Origin of the sequence: Nitrospirillum karajorum (assembly GCF_036348415.1) — a bacterium.
GTDB classification, from domain to species: domain Bacteria; phylum Pseudomonadota; class Alphaproteobacteria; order Azospirillales; family Azospirillaceae; genus Nitrospirillum; species Nitrospirillum amazonense_B.
This window is the reverse complement of sequence record NZ_JAZBQB010000003.1, coordinates 650,973-674,266: the sequence shown is the minus strand read 5'-3', so window position 1 is coordinate 674,266 and position 23,294 is coordinate 650,973. Positions and strand designations below refer to the sequence as shown.

General features: G+C 67.6%; 25 protein-coding genes and 1 riboswitch. Of the genes, 15 read left to right on the top strand and 10 right to left on the bottom strand.

All coding sequences use genetic code 11. The features are described 5' to 3' along the window. Positions 1 to 222: 222 nt before the first annotated feature. The 7 genes from UCD39_RS16745 (at position 223) to UCD39_RS16715 (ending at position 6,151) form a co-directional block, all read left to right on the top strand. Positions 223 to 843: a hypothetical protein gene (locus UCD39_RS16745; protein ID WP_330497055.1), complete on the top strand. Its 621-nt coding sequence runs from the start codon at positions 223 to 225 to the stop codon at positions 841 to 843. Further along, the gene (locus UCD39_RS16740) at positions 843 to 1,640 is read left to right on the top strand and encodes a PilN family protein (protein WP_330497054.1); all 798 of its coding nucleotides are present in this window, start codon (positions 843 to 845) and stop codon (positions 1,638 to 1,640) included. Before UCD39_RS16745 ends, UCD39_RS16740 begins: the two co-directional genes overlap by 1 nt. An 81-nt stretch (positions 1,641 to 1,721) precedes the next feature. Then, positions 1,722 to 1,829, top strand: a riboswitch (SAM-I-IV-variant riboswitch). Between the two features lie 55 nt (positions 1,830 to 1,884). Further along, a complete protein-coding gene (locus tag UCD39_RS16735; RefSeq protein WP_330497053.1) occupies positions 1,885 to 2,976 on the top strand; it encodes a threonine aldolase family protein in 1,092 nt (363 codons plus the stop codon). A 162-nt stretch (positions 2,977 to 3,138) separates the two neighbouring features. Beyond that, positions 3,139 to 3,726: a hypothetical protein gene (locus UCD39_RS16730; RefSeq protein WP_330497052.1), complete on the top strand. Its 588-nt coding sequence runs from the start codon at positions 3,139 to 3,141 to the stop codon at positions 3,724 to 3,726. A 24-nt stretch (positions 3,727 to 3,750) separates the two neighbouring features. Beyond that, complete coding sequence (locus tag UCD39_RS16725; protein ID WP_330497051.1) at positions 3,751 to 4,326, top strand: hypothetical protein; 576 nt, start codon at positions 3,751 to 3,753, stop codon at positions 4,324 to 4,326. 101 nt (positions 4,327 to 4,427) lie between these two features. Next, complete coding sequence (locus tag UCD39_RS16720) at positions 4,428 to 5,636, top strand: hypothetical protein (protein ID WP_330497050.1); 1,209 nt, start codon at positions 4,428 to 4,430, stop codon at positions 5,634 to 5,636. Then, positions 5,636 to 6,151: a hypothetical protein gene (locus UCD39_RS16715; protein ID WP_330497049.1), complete on the top strand. Its 516-nt coding sequence runs from the start codon at positions 5,636 to 5,638 to the stop codon at positions 6,149 to 6,151. Before UCD39_RS16720 ends, UCD39_RS16715 begins: the two co-directional genes overlap by 1 nt. 87 nt (positions 6,152 to 6,238) lie before the next feature. Here UCD39_RS16715 and UCD39_RS16710 read toward each other — a convergent pair whose 3' ends face one another. The 10 genes from UCD39_RS16710 to UCD39_RS16665 form a co-directional block, all read right to left on the bottom strand. Further along, a complete protein-coding gene (locus UCD39_RS16710) occupies positions 6,239 to 7,930 on the bottom strand; it encodes a methyl-accepting chemotaxis protein (RefSeq protein WP_330497048.1) in 1,692 nt (563 codons plus the stop codon). A gap of 380 nt (positions 7,931 to 8,310) precedes the next feature. Continuing rightward, positions 8,311 to 8,658 carry a HesB/IscA family protein gene (locus UCD39_RS16705; RefSeq protein WP_145735712.1) on the bottom strand — a complete coding sequence of 116 codons (348 nt, stop codon included), beginning with the start codon at positions 8,656 to 8,658 and terminating at the stop codon, positions 8,311 to 8,313. 15 nt (positions 8,659 to 8,673) lie between these two features. Then, positions 8,674 to 9,063: an SUF system Fe-S cluster assembly protein gene (locus tag UCD39_RS16700; protein ID WP_330497047.1), complete on the bottom strand. Its 390-nt coding sequence runs from the start codon at positions 9,061 to 9,063 to the stop codon at positions 8,674 to 8,676. Between the two features lie 5 nt (positions 9,064 to 9,068). Beyond that, on the bottom strand, positions 9,069 to 9,539 hold the full coding sequence (sufU, locus tag UCD39_RS16695; RefSeq protein ID WP_330497046.1) for a Fe-S cluster assembly sulfur transfer protein SufU: 471 nt from the start codon (positions 9,537 to 9,539) through the stop codon (positions 9,069 to 9,071). Further along, positions 9,539 to 10,804: a cysteine desulfurase gene (locus tag UCD39_RS16690; protein WP_330497045.1), complete on the bottom strand. Its 1,266-nt coding sequence runs from the start codon at positions 10,802 to 10,804 to the stop codon at positions 9,539 to 9,541. Before UCD39_RS16690 ends, sufU begins: the two co-directional genes overlap by 1 nt. A gap of 4 nt (positions 10,805 to 10,808) precedes the next feature. After that, entirely contained in the window at positions 10,809 to 12,188 is a 1,380-nt protein-coding gene (gene sufD, locus UCD39_RS16685; RefSeq protein WP_330497044.1) for a Fe-S cluster assembly protein SufD, read from the bottom strand. A 12-nt stretch (positions 12,189 to 12,200) separates the two neighbouring features. Then, positions 12,201 to 12,953, bottom strand: a complete 753-nt coding sequence (gene sufC, locus UCD39_RS16680; protein ID WP_330497043.1) for a Fe-S cluster assembly ATPase SufC — start codon at positions 12,951 to 12,953, stop codon at positions 12,201 to 12,203. A gap of 66 nt (positions 12,954 to 13,019) precedes the next feature. Continuing rightward, on the bottom strand, positions 13,020 to 14,504 hold the full coding sequence (gene sufB, locus UCD39_RS16675; protein WP_145735723.1) for a Fe-S cluster assembly protein SufB: 1,485 nt from the start codon (positions 14,502 to 14,504) through the stop codon (positions 13,020 to 13,022). Between the two features lie 20 nt (positions 14,505 to 14,524). Next, positions 14,525 to 14,992, bottom strand: coding sequence for an SUF system Fe-S cluster assembly regulator (locus UCD39_RS16670; RefSeq protein ID WP_145735725.1), 468 nt, complete (start codon positions 14,990 to 14,992; stop codon positions 14,525 to 14,527). A 654-nt stretch (positions 14,993 to 15,646) separates the two neighbouring features. Continuing rightward, positions 15,647 to 16,609 (bottom strand): LysR family transcriptional regulator, encoded by a 963-nt coding sequence (locus tag UCD39_RS16665; RefSeq protein ID WP_330497042.1) that lies wholly within the window; start codon positions 16,607 to 16,609, stop codon positions 15,647 to 15,649. A 166-nt stretch (positions 16,610 to 16,775) separates the two neighbouring features. On the opposite strand from UCD39_RS16665, the gene wrbA reads away from it, so the two are divergent. From wrbA to UCD39_RS16625, 8 genes are all read left to right on the top strand, one after another. Further along, positions 16,776 to 17,378 (top strand): NAD(P)H:quinone oxidoreductase, encoded by a 603-nt coding sequence (gene wrbA / locus UCD39_RS16660; protein ID WP_145735729.1) that lies wholly within the window; start codon positions 16,776 to 16,778, stop codon positions 17,376 to 17,378. A 165-nt stretch (positions 17,379 to 17,543) separates the two neighbouring features. Next, the gene (locus UCD39_RS16655; RefSeq protein WP_330497041.1) at positions 17,544 to 17,927 is read left to right on the top strand and encodes a DUF423 domain-containing protein; all 384 of its coding nucleotides are present in this window, start codon (positions 17,544 to 17,546) and stop codon (positions 17,925 to 17,927) included. Continuing rightward, on the top strand, positions 17,924 to 18,151 hold the full coding sequence (locus tag UCD39_RS16650) for a sulfurtransferase TusA family protein (RefSeq protein ID WP_330497040.1): 228 nt from the start codon (positions 17,924 to 17,926) through the stop codon (positions 18,149 to 18,151). The genes UCD39_RS16655 and UCD39_RS16650 overlap by 4 nt, the downstream gene beginning before the upstream one ends. 115 nt (positions 18,152 to 18,266) lie before the next feature. Continuing rightward, complete coding sequence (locus UCD39_RS16645) at positions 18,267 to 19,196, top strand: histone deacetylase family protein (RefSeq protein WP_330497039.1); 930 nt, start codon at positions 18,267 to 18,269, stop codon at positions 19,194 to 19,196. A 174-nt stretch (positions 19,197 to 19,370) separates the two neighbouring features. Beyond that, a complete protein-coding gene (locus UCD39_RS16640) occupies positions 19,371 to 19,622 on the top strand; it encodes an exodeoxyribonuclease VII small subunit (RefSeq protein WP_145613231.1) in 252 nt (83 codons plus the stop codon). A gap of 31 nt (positions 19,623 to 19,653) precedes the next feature. Beyond that, entirely contained in the window at positions 19,654 to 20,553 is a 900-nt protein-coding gene (locus UCD39_RS16635; RefSeq protein WP_330497038.1) for a polyprenyl synthetase family protein, read from the top strand. Positions 20,554 to 20,578: 25 nt separating this feature from the next. Further along, a complete protein-coding gene (dxs, locus tag UCD39_RS16630) occupies positions 20,579 to 22,495 on the top strand; it encodes a 1-deoxy-D-xylulose-5-phosphate synthase (protein ID WP_330497037.1) in 1,917 nt (638 codons plus the stop codon). Beyond that, positions 22,495 to 23,289: a TlyA family RNA methyltransferase gene (locus tag UCD39_RS16625; RefSeq protein ID WP_330497036.1), complete on the top strand. Its 795-nt coding sequence runs from the start codon at positions 22,495 to 22,497 to the stop codon at positions 23,287 to 23,289. Before dxs ends, UCD39_RS16625 begins: the two co-directional genes overlap by 1 nt. The last annotated feature ends 5 nt before the right edge of the window (positions 23,290 to 23,294 follow it).

The window sequence follows — 23,294 nt, the reverse complement described above, 5'->3', positions numbered from 1 at the left end:
GGCGGGCTTCCGTTCAGGGGGACTGATGGTTGGCCGCCAGGATAGGGGAGGGGGATGCGGCCCGCCAACCCTGTTTCCCCTGTCGCGTTTCCGGGTCGTGACCCTCTCCGGTTGGACAGGCCGCCTGTCCTAATGACTTAGACGGGTATTTTGCGCGGGCCGCTTACCGGCTCAGGCGATATCATCGATGCCAGGCGGGAGAGGTCGGTCAGAGGGGCCCCGGTGCAGGTCGCGCAATCGGATCTGGTGGTGTTGTCGGTGGCGGGCGCCGTGCTGGCCGCCGTGGCGCTGCTTGAGGTTTTGCGCCTGGTGATCGTCGACATCTATGAGTGGGCGGCGAAGTACCGATGGATCAAGTACGAGATCCAGCAGACCCGCCGCACCACGGAGACTTTGTGGGCCCAGAATCGGGCCAACGCCATGGTGCGCGACCGCAACAACGCCGAGCGCTTCCGCCTCAACACCATCCTGCACCGCATGCAGCAGGAGTGTGAGGAGCTGGAGCGGCGGCGGGTGGATGTGTGGCACGAGGTGGGCGACGCCACCCTGGACGATCAGCTCTATCTTGCGGACCTGAACAACCGCAGCCTGATGGAGCGGGCCGCCGCCGGGGCGGAGGAGATTTGTCCGCTCTGGCGCTATACCCACCGCGCGCGGGTCTGGGCGGGCAACGAGCGCCAGGCGCGCTCGCGCCTGTTGCTGGCCTTCGGTCCCAAGGACGGCTTCACCATCAACAACCTGCGCGCCGCCCAGGGCTTCAAGGCGGTGGCGGAGGCGGCGGCCGGGGTGCGGTCCGCGGCGCAGGCCCGCCTGGTGCGGCCGCACCGTCGCATGGTGCGCTGATGACCGGCGCCTATAGCAACCTGAACTTCGTGGTCTTCCTCATCCTGGCGGTGGGGGGCGCCTTCCTGGCCTTTTCCGTTCGCCGCATCCTGTTCAAGATCCGCGAGACGGAACGGCGCATCGCCGCCGTGGTGGACGAGAAGAACGAGGCCGCGGCCGACCTGCGCGTCGCCCGCCAGCAGGAGGAACAGCTGGCCATGGCCCTGAAGGAGGGGGAGGACGCGCTGCGCGAGATCGCGGCCCAGACGGAGGAGGTGCGCAGCCGTATGGCGGTGCTGCGCCAGACGGTGCCCCGCCCGCTCAACCTCGTCTCCCTGGAATGGGCGCCGGGCGACCAGCTGTTCGAGGCGCACCTGCGCGCCGCGACGGCGCCCCGCCAAGTGGGAGGGAGTGGCATGGGCCGGAGTGGCGTGGGCCGCGGCGGTGGCATGGCGGAGGCGGGGGTGGTCCACGGCTATGCCCCCACCGAGGCCGATTTCCGCGTGCTGGTCACCAATCGCCTGGCGCGGGAGGGCGGCTACACCATCAGCGTCGTGCTGCCCATCTCGTTGCGCGATGATACCGCCGCCGCCGATGGGGGGCCCGAGGGCGCCGCCCCCCTTGAGCCCCCGGCGGAGGATGAGGCGCTGGCCGACCTGTTGGGGGAGGGTGATGGGACGGAGCCGGTGGAGGACCCCCCGTCAGCCCTGGCGCCGCGCCCGCTGCCCGTACGCCCGCTGCCCGTACGCCCGCCCGCTTCGGCGCAGCCGGCCCCTCAGGGGTTGGGCCTGACCCCTGCCCCTGCCGTAGGCGGCTGATTTCCCCGCCGCCCGCAAATGCCGCACCGGGTCTGCGCGGCAAGGGGCTTGCGTCGGCGGCCGTCTGCCGTTATCCCTCTCGCCATGCATCAAGAGTTGGGCTGACGCTCAACGCCAACCTGCTTACCCGGCAAGGTGGCGCTTCCCGCAGGGAAGGATGTGGCCGATCCGGCAATGAACGGGAAGCTGCCACGTGTCCGTTTCGCTCTTGATCGAAACCAGAGATGACGAAGGCGGCCTTCCCATGACCAGCGACACCCACACCGCGACCGTTCCTCCCCAGTTCCAGGCGCAGCAGTTCGCCAGCGACAACTACTCCGGCGTCTGTCCGGAGGCCTGGGCCGCCATGGCGGAGGCCAACAGCGGCCACGCCGCGGCTTATGGCGAGGATGTGTGGACGGCGCGCGCGGCTGATGCCTTCCGCCATCTGTTCGGTACGCCCTGCGACGTCTTCTTCGCCTTCAACGGGACGGCGGCCAATTCGCTGGCCCTGGCCTCGCTCTGCCAGTCCTACCACAGCGTCATCTGCTCCGCTTCCGCGCATGTGGAGACGGACGAGTGCGGCGCGCCGGAGTTTTTCTCCAACGGGTCCAAGCTGCTGGTGGCGCAGACGACGGATGGCAAGCTGACGCCGGATGCCATCCGCGCCCTGGCCACCGGGCGGTCGGACATCCATTTCCCCAAGCCCCGCGCCGTCACCATTACCCAGCCAACGGAGACGGGGCAGGTCTATAGCCTGGAGGAGATCCGCGCCATTTCCGCCACCTGCCGGGCGCTGGGCCTGCGCCTGCACATGGACGGCGCCCGCTTCGCCAACGCCTGCGCCAGCCTGGGCTGCGACCCGGCGGACATGACCTGGCGTGCCGGCGTGGACGTGCTGTGCTTCGGCGGCACCAAGAACGGCATGGCGGTGGGCGAGGCCATCCTGTTCTTCGACCGGGCCCTGGCGGAAGACTTCGATTACCGCTGCAAGCAGGCCGGCCAGCTGGCATCCAAGATGCGTTTCCTGTCGGCGCCCTGGGTGCGCATGCTGGAAAACGGTGCCTGGCTGCGCAACGCCGCCCATGCCAATGCCGGGGCACAGCGCCTGGCCGCCGGGCTGACGGATGTACCGGGCGTGGCGCCGATGTTTCCGGTGCAGGCCAACGCCGTGTTCCTGACGGCACCGGCGGCGGTGCTGGATACCCTGAGGGCGCGCGGTTGGCGCTTCTACACCTTCATCGGCGGCGGCGCCCGCTTCATGTTCGCCTGGGATACCCAGCCCGAGCGGGTGGACCAGCTGGTGGCGGACATCCGCGACGCGGCCACGCGGGCCGCCGGACAGGCGGCGGCCTGACCGCCCGATGGGGGCCGCCCTGTAGGCAGCGGCCAGCCCCCGGCCGTTGCCTATACGGAAGATTTTGCTGATTCCCAGCCTGTTAATGCGCAATTCACCGTACAACTTCACGCGGGTATCCATGCGATAGCGTCATCCACTCCATCAGCAGCCGAGGGCCTGGTGCACATCGACAAACCGGATCTGGTGATCCTAGCCATCGTGGGCGCCATCCTGGCCGGCGTGCTGTTGATGGAATTGCTGCGGCTGGTGATCAGCGACGTCTATGAGCTGTTGGCCCGCCATGCCAAGGTGAAGCAGGAGATCCAGCAAATCCAGCGCACGGCGGAGAAGCTGGCGGCCGCGAACCGGGACACCACCCGGGTGCGCGACCAGCGCATCGCGCAACGCTTCCGCGATACCAGCGCGCTGCAGCGCCTGGAAAAGGAATGCGAGGAGTTCGAGCGGCGGCGGGTCGAGGTCTGGCACGACCTGGGCCCGCCCTCCGCCACCGGCATGGCGCTCTATTCCGCCGACATCGCCAACAGCGCCCTGACCAACGGCGTGGTCGCCGGCATGGAGACCATCTGCCCCTTGTGGCGGCATCTCCACCGCGCGCGCGTCTGGGCCCGCACGGAAATGGACGCCCGCACGGCGCTGCAAAACGAATTCGCCCTGGCCGACGGTTTCACCGTCACCAACCTGCGCCAGGTCCAGGGATCGGCCCCGTCCGGCGGCCTGGCCGCGCGCGGCGCCCCCGCGTCCGTCTGAGCCGCCGATCGAGGAGGATTCCCCATGGGTTTGATGGACGCCCTGGCCGAGGCCTATGCCAACCCCGACCCCACCCATGTCGGCGCCGTGGCCATCGGCGGCGCCATCATGGCCTGGTCGCTGAAGCGCCTGATCGCGGAGATCCGCAAGACCGAAAAGCGCGTCACCGCGGCGGTGGAGGAGCGTAACCGCGCCGCCGCCAAGTTGCGCCAGGCCCGCCTGCAAGAAGGGGAGCTGCGTGACACCCTGCGGGAGCTGGATGGCGAGATGGAGGAGATCGCCGCCCGCTCCAAGGAGGTGGAGGAGCGGCGCGGCACCCTTCAGCAGGTCATCCCCCGCCATCTGAATCTGTTCTCCCAGGCATGGTCCCCGGGTGACACCCTGTTCGAGGCGCGCATCAGCCTGGTGGCCGGTGGCGTCGGTGGAGGCAAGGGCGGCGCCCGCGTCGTCCATGGCTATGCCGCCGGGCCGCGCGATTTCCGCAACCGGCTCATGGCCCGCTTTCCCGCCTCCTCCTACGTGGTCATCGACGTGGCCACCGTCGATCTGGAGGAGCTGGACATGGCCGTCACCAATTTGGGTGTCGCCAGCCCCGGGTAAGGGCGTCCCCGGGCACCGAAATGCATAAGCCAAGATGTCAGCCTTGACCGTGAGGGTGCGCGCCGTAAATCAACCCGGGCGCGCAACCACGGGGACGTGCCATGGCCGAGACCGATGCCTATGTCGGCGTCTTCATGCGGGAATTGCCACCGGATTGGTGGTTGCCTGACGGCTATAGCCTGACGCCACCGGGCGCCACGGCCCCGCTGATGGCCACCGACCCGGCCGGGCATCCGCGGTTCATCTATCCCGTCCCCGGATTCCGGCCGCCGCTGGAGCGCGAACGGTCGATCGCCCAGACCATCACTCGGGAATTGGGGTCGCCCCCCAAGCTGGGCTTTTCGCCGGAGACGCGACAGGCCCTGGGTATGGAACGTCCAGATCTGCTCGGCACGGTGGACCGGGCGTTCTACGCGCCGCTGGAATTGGGCGCCTACCTGCTGGACTTGGCCAACTATGGTATCCAGGCGAGTGTGGTGGCCGGCGTGGAGGGTGCCGGCCGCGCGGGCTGGATCGCCGATACCGCCGGCTGGCGCAAGGAACTGCTGGGCTTCCTGGAGTTCCTGGGCATCGAGGCGGGGCGCTCCCCCGCGACGGCCATGGCGCGGGGGGCCGAAGCGGCGGCGGCGTCCAAGGTCCAGGCCAGTGCGTTGGGCGAGGCCGCCCGGGTAGGGCTAGCCCGGGCTGAAGCGGCCCGCGCTGGCTTGGCACTGCGGGCCCAGGCGGTGGCGCAGGGCCTCAGCCCCATGATCGTGCGCATGGAAATCGTGGCCGGCTTGCCCGAAGGGCGCAGCTTCGCCGTGCTCGATGTCGTCGAGGCCGACACCGCGTTTTCCACAGCAGCGACCCCCGGAGCCGCTTTCCCGGGCGTCACCGTTCTGCGCACCCTCACGACCTGGCTGGAACGGATACGGGCTGGGAAGGAGTTCGACCGGCAGCAGGCGGCGCGTTATCAATTTAATCAAATCTACATAGAAAAGATGTCCGGGAAAAAATACTGGGTTCTCGATTCATATGGTCCGCTGGACCCGATGCTCGGTGCCGGCCCGGTATCACGGAAGTTCACTCAGTTGGCTGATATAAAGGAAGAGTCGGCGTTCGCTATGTTGCAGGAGGCTTACAGGAAGTACCGGCCTGGGGTCAGGATTGCCGAGGTCCCGTCCAGACCAGAAGAACTCTTGGAATCCCACCTGATGGGGCAGCTTTGGCTGGAGGTGCCGGTTCAGACAAAGCCAGTCCCGTCCTCCATAATAAGCAAGGCGTCCAGCCTTTCCATTAAGATTCGCGATATTGAAGGCAGGATATATTGATGCATTTAATACGTGACCTCGAAAGCCGCGAGCATCTGTTGAGCATTGTGGCCGCCTCTGACTACGTGCGGAACTATCTAAGGTTCTGCGAGAAGTATGCCACGATGGGAGATATTGACGGCCCGCGCTTTAGCATGGACGAGGCTGCCGAGATCTTCCGTTCCTGCGGCGTCTCACTCAAGTGGCATAAGAAGTTCAGGGTATTCGAGTTCGACCATGAGAAGATCTGCGGCTGGACCTGGTTCGGCTCCTTGGTCGTTCAGCGCTACGACACCTTTGAGCCAATGATGAAGGGGGAGGATCCGCAGGCGGGCAAAAGTACCGGCTCGACTTTATTGGGGTTGGCCATTGATGCCGGGAAACGCCACGATCCACCCATCATAATCGGCGCCCCCGCCCCTCGCCCCCAATTCGACGGCAATATGGACACGATGCGGCGGATGATCCCGGACCTGATCGCGCTGGTCCGGTCGATCAAGGATGTGATCCGCCAGGGTTGGCCGCCGGCGCCATGAGGAACGCCCGGCGGTGGGGCCGCCGGGCGCTTCCTTCATACTGACCGTTGTCCTGCCTGCCCTCTACCGGGCCCGTTGCCGCCGGGGTCAGGCGGTGCGGAGGACGGAGAGGAAGCTGTTGACCTGGGTGCGCAGGGCGCCGGCGTCGGTGGACAGGCGGCCGGCGGTGCCCAGCATCTGGGTGGCGGCGCTTCCCGTATGGGTTGCCGCGTCCTTCACGCCGGAGATGTTGGAGGCTATCTCCGAAGTGCCGACGGCGGCCTGCTGCACGTTGCTGGCGATTTCGCGGGTGGCGGCCCCTTGCTCCTCCACCGCGGAGGCGATGGTGCTGGCGATCTCGTTGATACGGACGATGGTGCTGGCGATGCTGGTGATTGAGGTGGCGGCGTCGCCGGTGGCGGACTGGATGGCGGAGATCTGGGCGGAGATTTCCTCGGTCGCCTTGGCGGTCTGGTTGGCCAGGCCCTTGACCTCGGCGGCGACGACGGCGAAGCCCTTGCCGGCCTCACCCGCCCGGGCGGCTTCGATGGTGGCGTTCAGGGCCAGCAGGTTGGTCTGACCGGCGATGGTGGAGATCAGGGTCATGACCTCGCCGATGCGGTTGGCGGCCTGGACCAGGAACTCGACCTTTTCCTGGGTGCGCCCGGCCTCCTGCACCGCCTCGCCGGCGATGGCGGTGGAGCGGGCGACCTGCTGTCCGATCTCGTTGATGGAGGCGGTCAGTTCCTCGGCGGCGGCGGCCACGGTGTGGACGCTTTGCGAGGCCTGCTCCACCGCGCCGGCGGCGGAGGTGACCTGGCGGGACGTCTGCTCGGCGGTCGCGGACAGGCTCTGCGCGGCCTGCTGCATCTCCGAGGAGGAGGAGGTCACGCCGTTGACCACACCCAGGACGGTCCGCTCGAAATCGTTGGCCAGGCGTTCCATCGCCTGACGCTTCTCCGCCTCGGCACGGGCCTTGGCCTGGGCCTGCTCGGCCTCCAGCCGGCGGACGGCCAAGGCGTTGTCCTTGAAAATCAGCAGGGCCTGGGCCAGGGCGCCCACCTCATCCTTGCGGTCGGCGCCATGCACCTCGGTCTCCAGTTGGCCGTCGGCGATGGCACTCATGGCGCCGGTGACGCGGCTGATGGGCCGGACGGTCAGGAAGATGACGATGGCGGCCATCAGGCCGAAGCTGGCGACCATGCCGGTGCCGGCCAGCGTCATCAGGGTGTTGCTGACGTTGTCGGTCAGAACGTCGGTGTCCACCTTGGCCTTGTCCATGGCGGCCTGGTTGGCCTCCACCCGCTTCTGCAGGGCCTCCATGACGGCGAGGCGGGCGTCACGGGCGGCGCCCATGGAAATCTTGGCGGCGGTGGCATCCTCGTTGCGCCGCGCGGCCTCGATGGACGGCTCGTTGGCGGCGACATAGGCGTTCAGCAACTGTTTCAGGTTTTCATTGATGGCGCGCCGCTCCGGCGTGTCGGCCAGGCTGATCAGCTTGTCGATGTTGGCCTGGGCCTTGGCGATCTTCTCGCGGTAGGTCTTCTCGAATTTGCTGAATTCGCTTTCCACCAGGATCATGTTCTTGGCGTCCACGGTGGCGGCGTTCAGCTGGCTCTGCGTCTCCAGCGCCAGCGCTTGGCGGGCGGCGTCGACCTCGATGACGTGGTTGGTGGCGTCGTTCAGATCGTTCAAGCCCCGGCTGGCCATGACCACGATGCTGATGGCCACCACCGCGATCAAGCTCAGGGGAATGGCCAGCTTCATGATCAGTTTCAGGTTGGCGAACCAGCGGATCATCGATCTCTCCAAATCAAGCGGCGGATAGGGCATCCAAACTGCGACACATTGCCGCAATCCGCTTAACGGGGGATTAATTTTGGGGGCGCTTCCCAAGTAACGTTTGGGTGTATGGCGCTATCTTTCGTATATAGGAGGCAATTATCCTGACAGCGAAAACATTCGCCTGTAATGTACAAATATAAGTACGCACCTAAAGGATAGGTGGCTGATCCATCATTTGGGAATGAGAGCGATAATCAACGTTGGGGCGGGTAGTTTCGGAAATTTGCTTTAATTAATGGGCCCGCCCAGGGGCGTCGCCAGGCCCCGGAAAAGCGAAGGGCGCGGCAGGGGTGTCCCGCCGCGCCCTGGGCGCCAAGTCTATGAGCGTCGGCCGGTCAGACCGTGAAGCTCTCGCCGCAGCCGCAGCGGCCCTTTTCATTCGGGTTGGTGAAGACGAAGCCCGACTGGAACTTGTCCTCCTTGTAGTCCATCTCCGTGCCCAGCAGGAACATGGTGGAGGCGGGGTCCAGCAGCAGGGTCACGCCCTTTTCCTCCACCACCTCTTCGAACGGCTTCTTGGCGTCGGCGTATTCGACGAAATAGCTGAGGCCGGAGCAGCCGCGCGCCTTCACGCCGACGCGCAGGCCCACGGCCGGCGTTTCCCGCTGGGCCATGATCTCCTTCACCCGCGCGGCGGCGGCATCCGTCAGGCTCATCGCTTTCGGGCGTTCCATGCGGCTCATGATTCTCTCCACACGTCAGAACATGTTGAGGGCGACGCGCGCCTCATCGGACATCAGGCTGGGGTTCCAGGCCGGCTCCCACACCAGATTCACGGTCACGTCTTTGACCCCGTCGACGGAGGCAACGACGCCCTGCACCTGGCCCGGCATTTCCCCGGCCACGGGGCAGCCCGGGGCGGTCAGGGTCATGTCGATCTCGACCAGGCCGTCCGCGTCGATGTCGCAGCGGTAGATCAGGCCCAGCTCATAGATGTTCACCGGGATTTCGGGGTCGTAGACGGTCCTCAACGCCTCCGTCACGCGATCCGCCAGGGGCGCGTCGGGGGGCAGCTTGTCCTCATCCGGGATGGTGGCCGGCGCCTGCAGCGTAACATCCGGCGCGATGGGTCGTTCGGCTCCAGACATCTCGCTCACTCCGTCGTCGTCTTGTCGTCGCCCTCAAGGGCGGCATGCATGGTGTGCCAGGCCAGGGTCGCGCACTTGACGCGCATGGGGAATTCCCGCACGCCCGACAGCACGTCCAGCTTCTCCACCGCCTCCGGGTCCAGGGGGCCGTGGTCGGTGTGCTCGTGGTCGTCCTTGGTGCACATATCGTGGAAGTGGCCGAACAGCGCCTCGGCCTCCGCCTCCGTCTTGCCCTTCAGCGTCTCCGTCATCAGCGAGGCGCTGGCCTGGCTGATGGCGCAGCCACGGCCGTCGAAATGGGCGTCCCGCACCCGGCCATCGGGGCCGATGGACAGGTAGACGTTGATCTTGTCGCCGCACAGCGGGTTCTCGCCCCGGGCCATGCGGTTGAAGTTTTCCGGCTTGCCGAAGTTCCGGGGATTCTTGCCGTGGTCCAGGATCACTTCCTGGTACAGGTCGCGCAGATCGTCGAACATCAGTTGAAGAACTCCCTCACCGCGCGCACGGCGTCCACCAGGGCGTCGGCCTCGGCCTCGGTGTTGTACAGGGCGAAACTGGCGCGGGCGGTGGCGCCCACGCCGAAGCGGTCCATCAGCGGCTCGGCGCAGTGCCGGCCCACCCGCACCGCCACGCCGGCCCGGTCCACCAGGGTGCCGATGTCGTGCGGGTGCACGCCCTCGATGGTGAAGGACAGGATGGCCGCCTTGGCGGGCGAGGTGCCGATGAGGCGCAGGCCCGGGATGGCCTGCAGCCGCTCCGTGGCATAGGCCAGCAGGCGCTGCTCATGGGCGTGGATGGCGTCCATGCCCAGGGCGGTGACATAGTCGATGGCGGCGCCGAAGCCGATGCCCTCCACGATGGGCGGCGTCCCGGCCTCAAACCGGTGCGGCACCTCGCGGAAGGTGGTTTCCTCGAAGGTCACCGTCTGGATCATGTCGCCGCCGCCCTGATAGGGGGGCATGGACTCCAGCAGCTCGGCCTTGCCGTACAGCACGCCGAAGCCGGTGGGGCCGTACAGCTTATGCCCGGTCATGATGTAGAAGTCGGCGTCGATGGCCTGCACGTCCACCGGCATGTGCACCGCCGCCTGGCTGCCGTCGAACAGCACCTTGGCGCCGGCCGCGTGCGCCATGCGCGCGATCTCCGCCGCCGGCGTGACCGTGCCCAGCACGTTGCTGCCGTGGGTGATCGACACCAGCTTGACCTTGGGGCTTTTCAGCAGGTCGGCCAGCGCGTCCAGGTCCAGCGTGCCGTCGTCCAGCACCGGCGCCACCTTGATGACGATGCCGGTGCGGCTGCGCAGCAGCTGCCAGGGCACGATGTTGGCGTGATGCTCCATCACGCTCAGGATGATCTCGTCACCCGCCTTCAGATGGGCGCCGCCCCAGCTGCTGGCCACCAGGTTGAAGGCCTCGGTGGCGCTGCGGGTGAAGACGATGGTGTCGGGGGAGGGCGCGTTCAGGAACGTGGCCGTCTTGACCCGCGTCGCCTCATACAGGTTGGTCGCCACCTGGGACAGGTAGTGCACGCCGCGATGGACGTTGCTGTAATCGTGCGCCATGAAATTCGCCATGGCGTCGATGACGGCCCGCGGCTTCTGCGCGCTGGCGGCATTGTCCAGATAGACCAGCGGCTTGCCCGGACGGCCCGGCTTCTCATGCACCAGGCGCGTCAGGATGGGGAAATCCTGGCGGACCTTGTCCACGTCGTACGGCGCGTTGGTCAAGATGCGGGTGTCCATGAGGTCACTCCCCTAACACCGGGACGTCGGTGTCGACTGTGATGCCCGTCAGGCGGCCGATGCGGTCCTGGATGCGGGCGGTCGCATAGGCGCGCAGGTGTGCGTCGCCGATCTCCTCCGCCACCTCGTCCAGGAAAGCGGCGATCAGCAGGGCGCGGGCGGTGTCGGCCGGAATTCCCCGGGCGCGCAGGTAGAACAGCGCCTCTTCATCCAGTTCGCCCGCCGTGGCGCCGTGGCTGCACTTCACGTCGTCGGCGTAGATCTCCAGCTCGGGCTTGGCGTCGATCTCGGCCGTGTCGGACAGCAGCAGGGCGCGGTTCAGCTGGTGGCCGTCCGTCTTCTGCGCGTCCGGCCGCACGATGATCTTGCCCTGGAACACGGCGCGACCCTTGCCGTCGATGACGCCCTTCACCACCTCGCGGCTGGTGCAGTTGGCGGCGACATGGTCGATCAGGCTGGTGAAGTCGGCATGCCGGCTGCCATCCACGCCATAGACGCCGGAGACGCGGGTGCTGGCGCCCGACCCTTCCAGGCGCACCTGGACATCGGTGCGGGCCAGGCGGCCGCCTGTGGTCAGCACGAAGGTCTCATACGTGGCCGACGCCGCCACCGTGGCGGTGACGCTGGCCAAGTGCAGGGCGGCGTCATCCTCCTCCTGGAACTTGGCGTGGCGCAGGATGGCGCCTTCGCCGACGCGCACGCCGCTGACGATGTTGGCGAAGGTGGCGCCGCCACCCCGGGCCACATGGTGCTCGGCCACCGTCACCTCGGCGCCCGCCGCCACGTCGATCAGCAAACGGGGATGCCAGGCGCCATCGGCGGCGGTGGCGACGAAGACGATCTCCACCGGCTGGGCCAGCGTCACGCCCTCACCCACGGTCAGCACCGCGCCCTCGGCCAGGAAGGCGCCGTTCAGGCCGACCAGGCCGCCCGACTGGCCACGGCCGGGATTGGGGCCGACGCGCCGGCCGGTGTCGGCCTTGGGCGCCGGAAAGCGCTCCAGCACCTCGGCCGCCGTGGCGGGGGAGGACTCGATCAGGCCGCGCAGGCTGTCCAGGGTGACGCCCTGGGGCAGGGTGCCCACGGCGGACAGGGCGGCGTTGAACACACCGTCCACGAACACCAGGCGGTGGGTCTTGCCCGGCGCCACGCTGGGGATATCGAAATCCGTGTTCGCGGCCGATTGCGCCGGGGCCAGGCTGACGCCGGCCAGGTCGCGCAGGTTGGTGTACTTCCAGCCCTCGACCTTGGTCGTGGGGATGCCGTCGGCCAGGAAGCGGGCATAACCGTCGGCGCGCAGCCGGTCCAGGCCGGCGGCACCGGCGCCGGGCAGGCCGGGGCTCAGGGTTTCGTACAGGTCTTTCAGGGTGGCGATGGCGGCCATGGAACGCACCCCTCAGGCGGCTTCGGGCGAGCCGAATTCGGCATAGCCCTTGGCTTCCAGCTCCAGCGCCAGCTCCTTGCCGCCGCTGCGCACGATCTTGCCGTAGGCCAGGACGTGCACGTGGTCGGGCACGATGTAGCTCAGCAGGCGCTGGTAATGGGTGATGACCAGCATGGAGCGCTCGGGGCTGCGCAGGCTGTTCACGCCGTCGGCCACCAGCTTCAGGGCGTCGATGTCCAGGCCGCTGTCGGTTTCGTCCAGGATGGCGAAGCTGGGCTCCAGCATGGCCATCTGCAGGATGTCGTTGCGCTTCTTCTCACCGCCCGAGAAGCCGACGTTGACGGCGCGCTTGATCATGTCGTCGTTCATGTTCAAGGCCTTGGCCTTGGCGCGGATCAGCTTCAGGAACTGCATGGCGTCCAGCTCGGGCAAGCCCTTGTGCTTGCGCACCGCGTTCAACGCCGTCTTCAGGAAGGTGGTGTTGGACACGCCGGGGATTTCCACCGGGTACTGGAAGGCCAGGAACACGCCCTCCGCCGCCCGCTCCTCGGCCTCCATGGCCAGCAGGTCCTTGCCCTGGAAGGTCACGGAACCCTCGGTCACCTCATAGCCGTCGCGGCCCGACAGCACGTAGGACAGCGTGCTCTTGCCCGAGCCGTTAGGGCCCATGATGGCATGCACCTCGCCCGGGTTGATGGTCAGGTTGATCCCTTTCAGGATTTCCTTGCCGTCGACGGTGGCGTGCAGGTTGCGGATTTCGAGCATTTTGAAACGTTCCTTGAAACCGAATGTCGTGTGCAGCTTGGGTGGGTGGGGGCGGTTGCGGCGCCCTTAGCCCACGCTGCCTTCCAGGCTGATGGCGACCAGCTTCTGCGCCTCGACCGCGAACTCCATGGGCAGTTCCTTCAGGACCTCCCGGCAGAAGCCGTTGACGATCAGGCCCACGGCGTCCTCTTCCGACAGGCCGCGGGCGCGGCAGTAGAACAGCTGGTCCTCGCTGATCTTGGCGGTGGTGGCCTCATGCTCCACCCGGGCGGTGCGGTTGCGGCTCTCGATGTAGGGCACGGTGTGGGCCCCGCACTTGTCGCCGATCAGCAGGCTGTCGCACTGGGTGTAGTTCCGCGCGCCTTCCGCCTTGGGCAGGATGCGCACCAAGCCACGATAGGTGCTCTGCGCCTTGCCGGCGGAGATGCCCTTGGCCACGATGGTCGACCGGGTGTTTTTCCCGATGTGGATCATCTTCGTGCCGGTGTCGGCCTGCTGGTAGTTGTTGGTGATGGCGACCGAGTAGAACTCGCCCACCGAATTGTCGCCCTGCAGGATGCAGCTCGGGTACTTCCAGGTGATGGCGGAGCCGGTTTCCACCTGGGTCCAGCTGATCTTGGAATTCTTGCCGCGGCAGGCGCCACGCTTGGTCACGAAGTTGTAGATACCGCCCTTGCCGTTCTCATCGCCGGGGTACCAGTTCTGGACGGTGGAATACTTGATGGTGGCGTCATCCATCGCCACCAGCTCCACCACGGCGGCGTGCAGCTGGTTCTCATCGCGCATGGGGGCGGTGCAGCCCTCCAGGTAGCTGACGTAGCTGCCCTCGTCGGCGATGATCAGCGTGCGCTCGAACTGCCCGGTGTTGGAGGCGTTGATGCGGAAGTAGGTCGACAGCTCCATGGGGCAGCGTACGCCCTTGGGGATGTAGACGAACGACCCGTCGGTGAACACGGCGCAGTTCAGCGTGGCGTAGTAGTTGTCGGAGTAGGGGACGACGGAGCCCATGTACTTGCGCACCAGCTCCGGATGCTCGCGCACCGCTTCGGAGATGGAGCAGAAGATGATGCCCTTCTCCTCCAGCTTCTTCTTGAAGGTGGTGGCGACCGACACGCTGTCGAACACGGCGTCCACGGCCACGGCCGGCATGTCGCCGGCGCCCTCGACACCGGCCAGGATGGCCTGTTCCTTCAGCGGGATGCCCAGCTTCTCATAGGTGGCCAGCAGCTCGGGATCGACCTCGTCCAGGGACTTGGGCTTGTCCTTGGCGGCCTTGGGTGCTGCATAATAATGGCTGTCCTGGTAGTCGATCTTGGGGAAGTCGACCATGGCCCAGGTCGGCTCCTCCATCGTCAGCCAGTGGCGGTAGGCTTGCAGGCGCCATTCCAGCAGCCACTCCGGCTCCCCCTTCTTGGCGGAGATGAAGCGGACGATGTCCTCGTTCAGGCCCTTGGGCGCCAGGTCGGACTCGATCTCGGTCGTGAAGCCGTACTTGTACTTCTGCTCCGTGACGGCGCGGACCTGTTCGACGGTCTGTTCGGTGGCGGCCATGTTCTCGCTCTTCCTCGAAATCAAATAGCGTCGGCGGTGGCCGGCAGGGCCGGCGCCGCCTTGGGCAGGACGGGATCGGGGAACATCGGCCGGGCCATGTCGGCCAGGCTGACGCCCTCCAGCGCGCCACGGACGGCGCGGTTCACCCGGTCCCAGTTGCCCCGGCGGGGGCACAGGCTCTCCACCCCGCAGGCCCCGGGCGCCCCCTCGACACAGTCGGTCAGGGCGATAGGGCCGTCGATGGCGGCGATGATCTGGGCGACGTTGATGGCGTCCGGCGCGCGCGCCAGGCGATAGCCGCCGGCGGCACCCCGGTGCGAGGCCATCAGGCCGTCGCGGGCCAGCAGTTTCAGGATCTTGGACACGGTGGGGGCCGGCAGGCCGGTACGCTCCGCCAGCGAGACGGCGGTATGCGGGCCGCCATCCCCCTGCATCATCGCGGTCATCACCACGACGGCGTAGTCCGTCAATTTGCTCAGCCGGATCACGTGCGTTGGGGTCCTGTGCCTGTTGAAAAACCCGGCCCGGCAATCCGGACCAAATCAGTACCCTTTAAGTAGCCACTCCCCTTTCCATGTCAAGCGGGGATGTTTTGCGGCATATGAACCGCCCGGATGGGCGGGTTGCAGCAATTGCGGGTTCGCGGGCGGAGGTACCCCGGCGGACAAAGGTCAAGGGCGCAAGGGGCGGTCTGTTAACCCGGTATGACCTGGGCGGGCGGCCGCCGCGCCGCGGCATGCCGGAACGGCGTTTGACCCCGGCGGCGCCCAGGCGCACGCTTTGTCTCAGGAGGCGGGCGGCATAGCCCGCGCTTTGAACCGAACGAAACCCCCGGCATGGTGGGACGTCCGGAAACACGGTCGGATCTATCGCGGCAAAGCGGCCGCCCTGGATGCGGTTTCGAGGCTTTTGCCCATCCGACTGAGAAAAAACGGCGGACCAGGATGGATGCCCCCAGGGGCCCAAGCCTGATCCGCCGTTTTTAATTATGGGTTTTGGGTTCCCTCAAGCGCCGGCGGGGCATCCGCCCCTTGGCTATCCTCCCTTTTCAGTCCGCTACGCTCCCCGGAAAGGTCCGGCGGCCCCGGTCGGGGCCTTGTCGCTACGCTCCGTTGCGTCTTTTTCTGCCGCGCTGGGCTTCTCTACCCCAGCTTCAGCCCGGCATCCCAATAGGGATTGGGGCCGAAGCGGTCGGCCAGGAAGTCGACGAAGACGCGGACCTTGGACGACAGGTGGCGGTTGGCGGGGAAGACGGCGTTGATGGCGCTGCGCGTCACCGCCCATTCCTGCAGGATGGGAACCACCTTGCCCTCGGCCAGGGCCTTGCCGCAGATGAAGGTGGGCAGGGCGATGATGCCGACGCCGGCGCACGCCGCCTGCAGCAGCACGTCGCCGTTGTTGGCGCGCAGGCGGGAGTTCACCTTGACCAGGCGGGTGGCGGCGTCCAGGTCGTGGTTGCCGCCACGCGGCGCCCCAGGGGTCAGCGGCGTGGTACGGAACAGCCATTGGGCCCCTTGCGGCAGGTTGGTGTAGACCAGGCAATCATGCTGGGCCAGGTCCTCCGGCGCCCGGGGCACGCCGCGCCGGGTCAAATAGCTCGGGCTGGCCGCATGCACCAGCCGGGCGGGGCAGAGGCGCCGGGCCACCAGGGTGCTGTCCTTCAACTGTCCGATGCGGATCGCGACGTCATACCCCTCGTCCACCAGGTCGACGAAGCGGTCGTTCAAATCCATCTCCACCTCGATCGCCGGGAAGGCGGACAGGAAGTCGGCGATGGCGGGGGCCAGGTGCTGCATGCCGAACGTCATGGGTGCCGCCACCTTCAGCACACCGCGCGGGGCGGCGTGCAGGCTGGCGACGGAGCGGTCGGCGTCATCCACGTCGGCCAGGATCTGCTGCACGCGGGCCAGGTAGGTCTCCCCCGCCTCGGTCAGGCTGATGCGCCGCGTAGTGCGGTTCAGCAGCCGGGCGCCCAGCCGCGCCTCCAGGTCCGTCATGCGCCGGCTGGCGGCGGAGCGGGACAGGCCCAGCTTGGCCGCCGCCACGGTGAAGCTGCGGGTTTCGGCCACGCGGGCGAACAGGGCCATGTCGTCCAGGCGGTCCATGTCAGGTCTCTCGCGGGCTGTGCCAGAATTGTTGCAAAAGGCGGAACAATTTTATGCCCAGTCGCCTGATTATCCGCAACGGGGAACGCGGGTATGGTTCGTTCATCGCAACGCCGGGCGCCGCACCCCGCACCAACGCCGGCTGAACCCTTTGATGGAGATGGCAATGGCCAAGGTTCTCGTCCTCTACTACAGCAGCTACGGCCATATCGAGACGATGGCCAAGGCCGTGGCCGAAGGGGCCGCGTCCGTGGCCGGCACCGAGGTGGTGGTGAAGCGCGTGCCGGAGCTGGTTCCGGCCGAGGTCGCGCAGAAGGCCGGCATCAAGCTGGACCAGGAGGCGCCCATCGCCACCGTGGATGAGCTGCCCCAGTACGACGCCATCATCTTCGGCACCCCCACCCGCTTCGGCATGATGGCCTCACAGATGCGCAACTTCCTGGACCAGACGGGCGGCCTGTGGTTCAAGGGCGCGCTGATCGGCAAGGTGGGCAGCGTCTTCGCCTCCTCCGCCACCCAGCACGGCGGCCAGGAAAGCACCATCCTGTCCTTTCACACCACGCTGCTGCACCAGGGCATGGTGGTGGTGGGCCTGCCCTACAGCTTCCAGGGCCAGACCGACAATTCGCAGGTGACGGGCGGCAGCCCCTACGGCGCCACCACCATCGCCAACGGCGACGGCTCGCGCCAGCCCAGCGAGAACGAGCTGGCCGGCGCCCGCTTCCAGGGCGCCCATGTCGCGAAGATCGCCGCCAAGCTGGCCGGCTGATCTTATAAAAGACGCAAGCGGCGGGCCGTCCCTTCCCAGGGGCGGCCCGTTCGCGTTTCCAGGAACGCTTGCGGTTCCGGCGCTGCCGTCTCATATCCTGCCCCAAGACATTGAATGCGAAGGGGTAGGGGAATGCCCGCAAGGGACGCGTTGCCAGGGAACGCCTTGACAAGGGATGCCCGGCTGCGGGTGGTGGTCGCCGGCATCATCGGCGCGCTGGCGGTGGCGGCCGGCGCCTATGCCGTCCACGGCCTGGGTGCCGTGCGCGACGCCCACGCCGTCGGGCTGTGGCAGACGGCCAGCCAGTATCAATTGATGCACGCCGGGGTGACCGTGGCGGCGGCGCTGGGCGGCCAGGTGCTGCACCGGCGGCTGGCGGCGCTGGCGGGTTGGCTATTCCTGCTGGGCTGCGTGCTGTTCGGCGGCGCCCTTTATGGCCTGGGCTGGTGGGGGCCCAGCGCGCTGGGCGCGGTGGCGCCGGTGGGCGGCATGAGCTTCATCCTGGGCTGGCTGTTCCTGGCCACCGCGGCGCTGAAGGCCCCGCGATGAGCGGGGATCGCAGCTTGGATGCCAAGGGGCTGGTCTGTCCCCTGCCGGTCCTGCGGGCGCGCAAGGCGCTGATGGCCATGGCGCCGGGGGCTGTCCTGACCCTGTTGGCCACCGACCAGGCCGCCCGCCGGGACGTGCCGGCCTTCTGCCAGTCGGCCGGCCATGCCCTGGTGGCGGTGGATGAGGCGGACGGGGTGCTGACCTTCACGATACGCCGGGCTTGAACCCCCTGATTTGGATCATTCTAAAGTCGGCACGCCGGTTAGGCACTGGCGGCCGATCCGCCGCATCTGTGATGATGCGGGCAATAATAAGCGGGCATGCGAGGAAACGGTCACCATGGCGACGGCGTTGTTCACCCACTGGTCCTGCCTGGAACATGAGACGGGACCGGGCCACCCGGAATGTCCGGCCCGCCTGTCGGCCGTGCTGCGCGCGCTGGATGCCGAACGCTTCCAATACCTGGACCGGCGGCAGGCGCCGCGCGCCACGCTGGACCAGATCGAGCGGGTGCACACGCCGGATCTGGTGGCCCGCCTGCAGGCCTCCATTCCCATCACCGGTATCGTGTCGCTGGATGGCGACACCGTCCTGTCCCCCGGCTCCTTCGAGGCGGCGTTGCACGCCGCCGGTGCCGTCTGCGCCGCCGTGGACGCGGTGATGGCGGGGGAGGTGCGCAACGCCTTCTGCGCGGTCCGCCCGCCGGGGCACCATGCCGAACCGGGCCAGTCCATGGGCTTCTGCCTGTTCAACAATGTCGGCGTGGGGGCGGAGCATGCCCGCTTCGCCCATGGCCTGCGCCGGGTCGCCATCGTCGATTTCGACGTCCACCACGGCAACGGCAGCCAGACCCTGGCGGAGCACGACCCCGACCTGTTCTATGGGTCCACCCACGAATGGCCGCTCTATCCCGGTACCGGCGCGTTGGGTGACACGGGTGATTACGGGACGGTGGTGAACGTGCTGCTGCGCGCCGGCTCCAGCGGGGCGGAGTTCCGCGAGGGCATGAAAACCCGCCTGCTGCCGGCCCTGGACGCCTTCGCCCCGGAACTTATCTTCATTTCCGCGGGTTTCGACGCCCACCGCGCCGATCCCTTGGCCGACCTGGGGCTGGTGGAGGATGATTTCGCCTGGATAACGGCGGAGATCGCGGCCCTGGCCGCCCGCCATTGCCAGGGCCGCTTGGTCTCCACCCTGGAAGGGGGCTATGATCCGATGGCGCTGGCGTCCTGCGTCGCCGCCCATGTGGGTACCCTGATGGAGGTTTGAGGCAGGCGGGGGACACACGCCCGCCACCCGTGGTAGGACAGCCTCCCGGCCACGGTGCTTGCGGGCGGGGGCCGCCCGGTCCTACAGTCACCCGCGTGTGATTTGGACGCGCCCGCGCGCCCAGCCTGTTTTTTCGGCGTTGCCTGTTTCCCTCGCGTTGATAGTGGACCCTTCATGACCGAACTGACCTTGCCGGCCGATATCAAGGCCATGAGCTTCGAGGACGCCTTGGGTGAGCTGGAGCGTATCGTGCGCCAGCTGGAGGACGGCAAGGCCAAGCTGGACGACGCCATCGGTTTTTATGAGCGCGGCACGCTGCTGAAACGCCATTGCGAGGGCAAGCTGCGGGAGGCGCAGGAAAAGGTCGACCGCATCACCCTGGGCGGCGACGGAACGGTGGGCATGGAACCGGCCCGCATCGATTAAGCCCGTACCCTTACGCCCCGAGTGTGCCCTGATGCCCAGCCTGCCCAAAACCCTTACCGTCGCCATGGCGGACACCGTCGAACAGGTGGAAACCGCCATCGACATCCTGCTGCCCCGTAGCAGCATGGCGGAAGCCAAGCTGTATGAGGCCATGCGCTATGGCTGCCTGGGCGGGGGCAAGCGGCTGCGGCCCTTCCTGGTCATGGAAAGCGCCCGCCTGTTCGGCGTCAGCCCGGCCTGCGCCCTGCGGGTGGCGGCGGCGGTGGAGTTCGTCCACTGCTATTCCCTGGTTCATGACGATTTGCCGGCCATGGACGACGCCAGCCTGCGCCGGGGCCGGCCCACTGTGCATCGCGAGTTCGACGAGGCCACCGCCATCCTGGCGGGCGACGCCCTGCTGACCGCGGCGTTCGAGGTCCTGACCGATGCCGAGACTCACGAGGACCCGCGCGTGCGCTGCGCCCTGGTGTCGGCGCTGGCCAAGGCGTCCGGCCCGCGCGGCATGGTCGGCGGCCAGATGCTGGACCTGATCGCGGAAACCCAGTCCCTGGACATCGGCGCCATCACCCGGCTGCAGCGGATGAAGACCGGCGAGCTGATCGCCTTCTCCGCCACCGCCGGCGCCATCCTGGGCCGCGCCTCCCCGCCGCAATTCCACGCCCTTCAGGCCTACGCCCATGATCTGGGCCTGGCCTTCCAGATCGCCGACGACCTTCTGGACGTGGAAGGGACGGAGGCAGAGACCGGCAAGTCCGTGGGCCGTGACAAGCCGGCGGGCAAGGCGACCTTCGTGTCCATCCTTGGGCTGGAGCGGGCGCGTGATCAGGCCGGCCGCCTGGCCGACCAGGCCACGCGCCACCTGGAAATTTTCGAGGGCCGGGCGTCGATGTTGCAGGCGGTGGCGCGCTTCGTTGTGGATCGGCGATCTTAAGAAAAGTTTGACTGGGAGCCGATGAATGGCGACGAAGACCCCGTTGTTGGACCAGTGTCCGACGCCTGACCGTTTGCGCGCGCTGCGTCCAGAGCAGCTGCGCCAGGTTGCGGACGAGCTGCGTTCCGAGACCATCGACGCGGTGTCGGTGACGGGTGGTCACCTGGGCGCTGGCCTGGGGGTGGTGGAACTGACGGTGGCGCTGCACTACGTGTTCGACACGCCGGCTGACCGCATCATCTGGGACGTGGGTCATCAGGCCTATCCGCACAAGATCCTGACGGGTCGTCGGGACCGCATCCGCACGCTGCGGCAGGGCGGTGGTCTGTCGGGCTTCACCCGGCGGTCGGAGAGCGAGTACGACCCGTTCGGGGCGGCGCACAGTTCCACCTCCATCTCCGCCGGCCTGGGCATGGCGGTGGCGCGCGACCTGGCGGGCGGCAACAACCATGTCATCGCCGTGATCGGCGATGGGTCGATCTCCGCCGGCATGGCGTATGAGGCGATGAACAACGCCGGTGCCCTGGGCTCGCGCCTGGTGGTGATCCTGAACGACAACGACATGTCGATCGCGCCGCCGGTGGGGGCCGTGTCGGGCTACCTGGCCAAGCTGGTCAGCAGCAGCCAGTACCGCCACCTGCGCAACATCGGCCGCCAGGTGGCGGAACACCTGCCCCGTCCGCTGCAGAACGCGGCGCGGCGGGTGGAGGAATACGCCCGGGGCATGGTCATGGGCGGGACGCTGTTCGAGGAGCTGGGCTTCTACTACGTCGGCCCCATCGACGGTCATGACCTGGACCAGCTGGTGCCCATCCTGGAGAACATCCGGGATGAGCCGAACGGCCGCCCGGTTCTGATCCACGCGGTGACGCAGAAGGGCAAGGGCTACGCGCCGGCCGAGGCGTCGGCGGACAAGCTGCACGCGGTGGGTCGCTTCGACGTGGTGACGGGCGCCCAGGCCAAGGCCAAGGCGAACGCGCCGACCTACACCCGTGTCTTCGCCGAAGCCCTGATGAAGGAGGCCAAGGCCGACGACAAGGTGGTGGCGATCACGGCGGCCATGCCGTCTGGCACGGGCCTGGACCTGTTCGGCCAGGCCTTCCCCACGCGCACCTTCGACGTGGGTATCGCCGAGCAGCATGCCGTGACCTTCGCCGCCGGCATGGCGACGGAGGGCTACAAGCCCTTCGTGGCCATCTACTCGACCTTCCTGCAGCGCGGCTATGACCAGCTGGTGCACGACGTGTCGATCCAGAACCTGCCCGTGCGCTTCGCCATGGACCGGGCGGGCCTGGTGGGGGCGGATGGCGCCACGCATGCCGGCGCCTTCGACCTGGCCTATCTGTGCTGCCTGCCCAACATGGTGGTGATGGCGGCGGCGGACGAGGCGGAGCTGGTGCACATGGTGGCGACCAGCGTGGCCTATGACGCCGGCCCCATCGCGCTGCGCTATCCGCGCGGCGAGGGCGTGGGCGTGGAGATGCCGGAGAAGGGCGAGATTCTGCCCATCGGCAAGGGTCGTATCGTGCGTGAGGGCAACACCGTGGCCATCCTCAGCCTGGGTACCCGCCTGGGTGAGGCCTTGAAGGCGGCCGAGGATCTGGCGGTGCGGGGCCTGTCGACGACGGTGGCGGACGCGCGCTTCGCCAAGCCGATCGACAAGGAACTGGTGCGTCGCCTGGCGGTTGAGCACGATGTGCTGGTGACCATCGAGGAAGGCTCGGTGGGCGGCTTCGGCGCCCAGGTCATGCAGTTCCTGGCGGAGGAGGGGCTGTTCGACGCCGGCCTGAAGTTCCGCCCCATGGTGCTGCCCGACCACTATCAGGAACACGACAACCCGGCCAAGCAGTATGACGAGGCCGGCCTCAACGCCAACGGCATCGTCGATACCGTCATCAAGGCGCTGGGCAGTCAGGCGGCGGCGCGGACGCCCAACGCCTGATGTCGGACGATACCCCGCAGAAGGCCCAGGAGCCTGGCAAGAAGCCGGGCCAAAAGCCGGGAAAGATCCGGGTGGACCAGGCCTTGGTGGAACGCGGCCTGGTGGAAAGCCGCGCCCGGGCCCAGGCGCTGGTGCTGGCCGGCCTGGTCTATGCCGACACCTTGCGCATCGACAAGCCGGGCCAGACCATTCCCGCCGACAAGCCCCTGACCCTGAAGGGCCAGGATCATCCCTGGGTGTCGCGCGGCGGGCTGAAGCTGGTGCATGGCCTGGATCATTTCGGGCTCGATCCGACGGGCGTGACCGCCATCGACGTGGGCGCCAGCACCGGCGGCTTCACCGATGTGCTGCTGACCCGGGGGGCCGCCAAGGTCTATGCCGTGGACGTCGGCCATGGTCAGTTGGCGTGGAAGCTGCGCACCGACCCGCGCGTGGTGGTCATGGAAAAGACCAACGCCCGGCACCTGACGGCCGCCGACATCCCCGACCCCATCGGCATGGTGGTGTGCGACGCCAGCTTCATCGGCCTCGCCACCGTGCTGCCGGCGGCCCTGGACCTGGTGCGACCCGGGGGTGCGCTGGTGGCCCTGATCAAGCCGCAGTTCGAGGTGGGCAAGGGCCGCGTGGGCAAGGGCGGCGTGGTGCGCGAGCCGGAACTGCACCAGGAGGTTTGCGACGCCATCGTCGCCTGGCTGTCCGCCCGTCCCGGCTGGACCGTCCTGGGCGTGGACCCCAGCCCCATCCTGGGGCCCGAGGGCAACAAGGAATTCCTGATCGGCGCCCGGCGGGATTGATACAG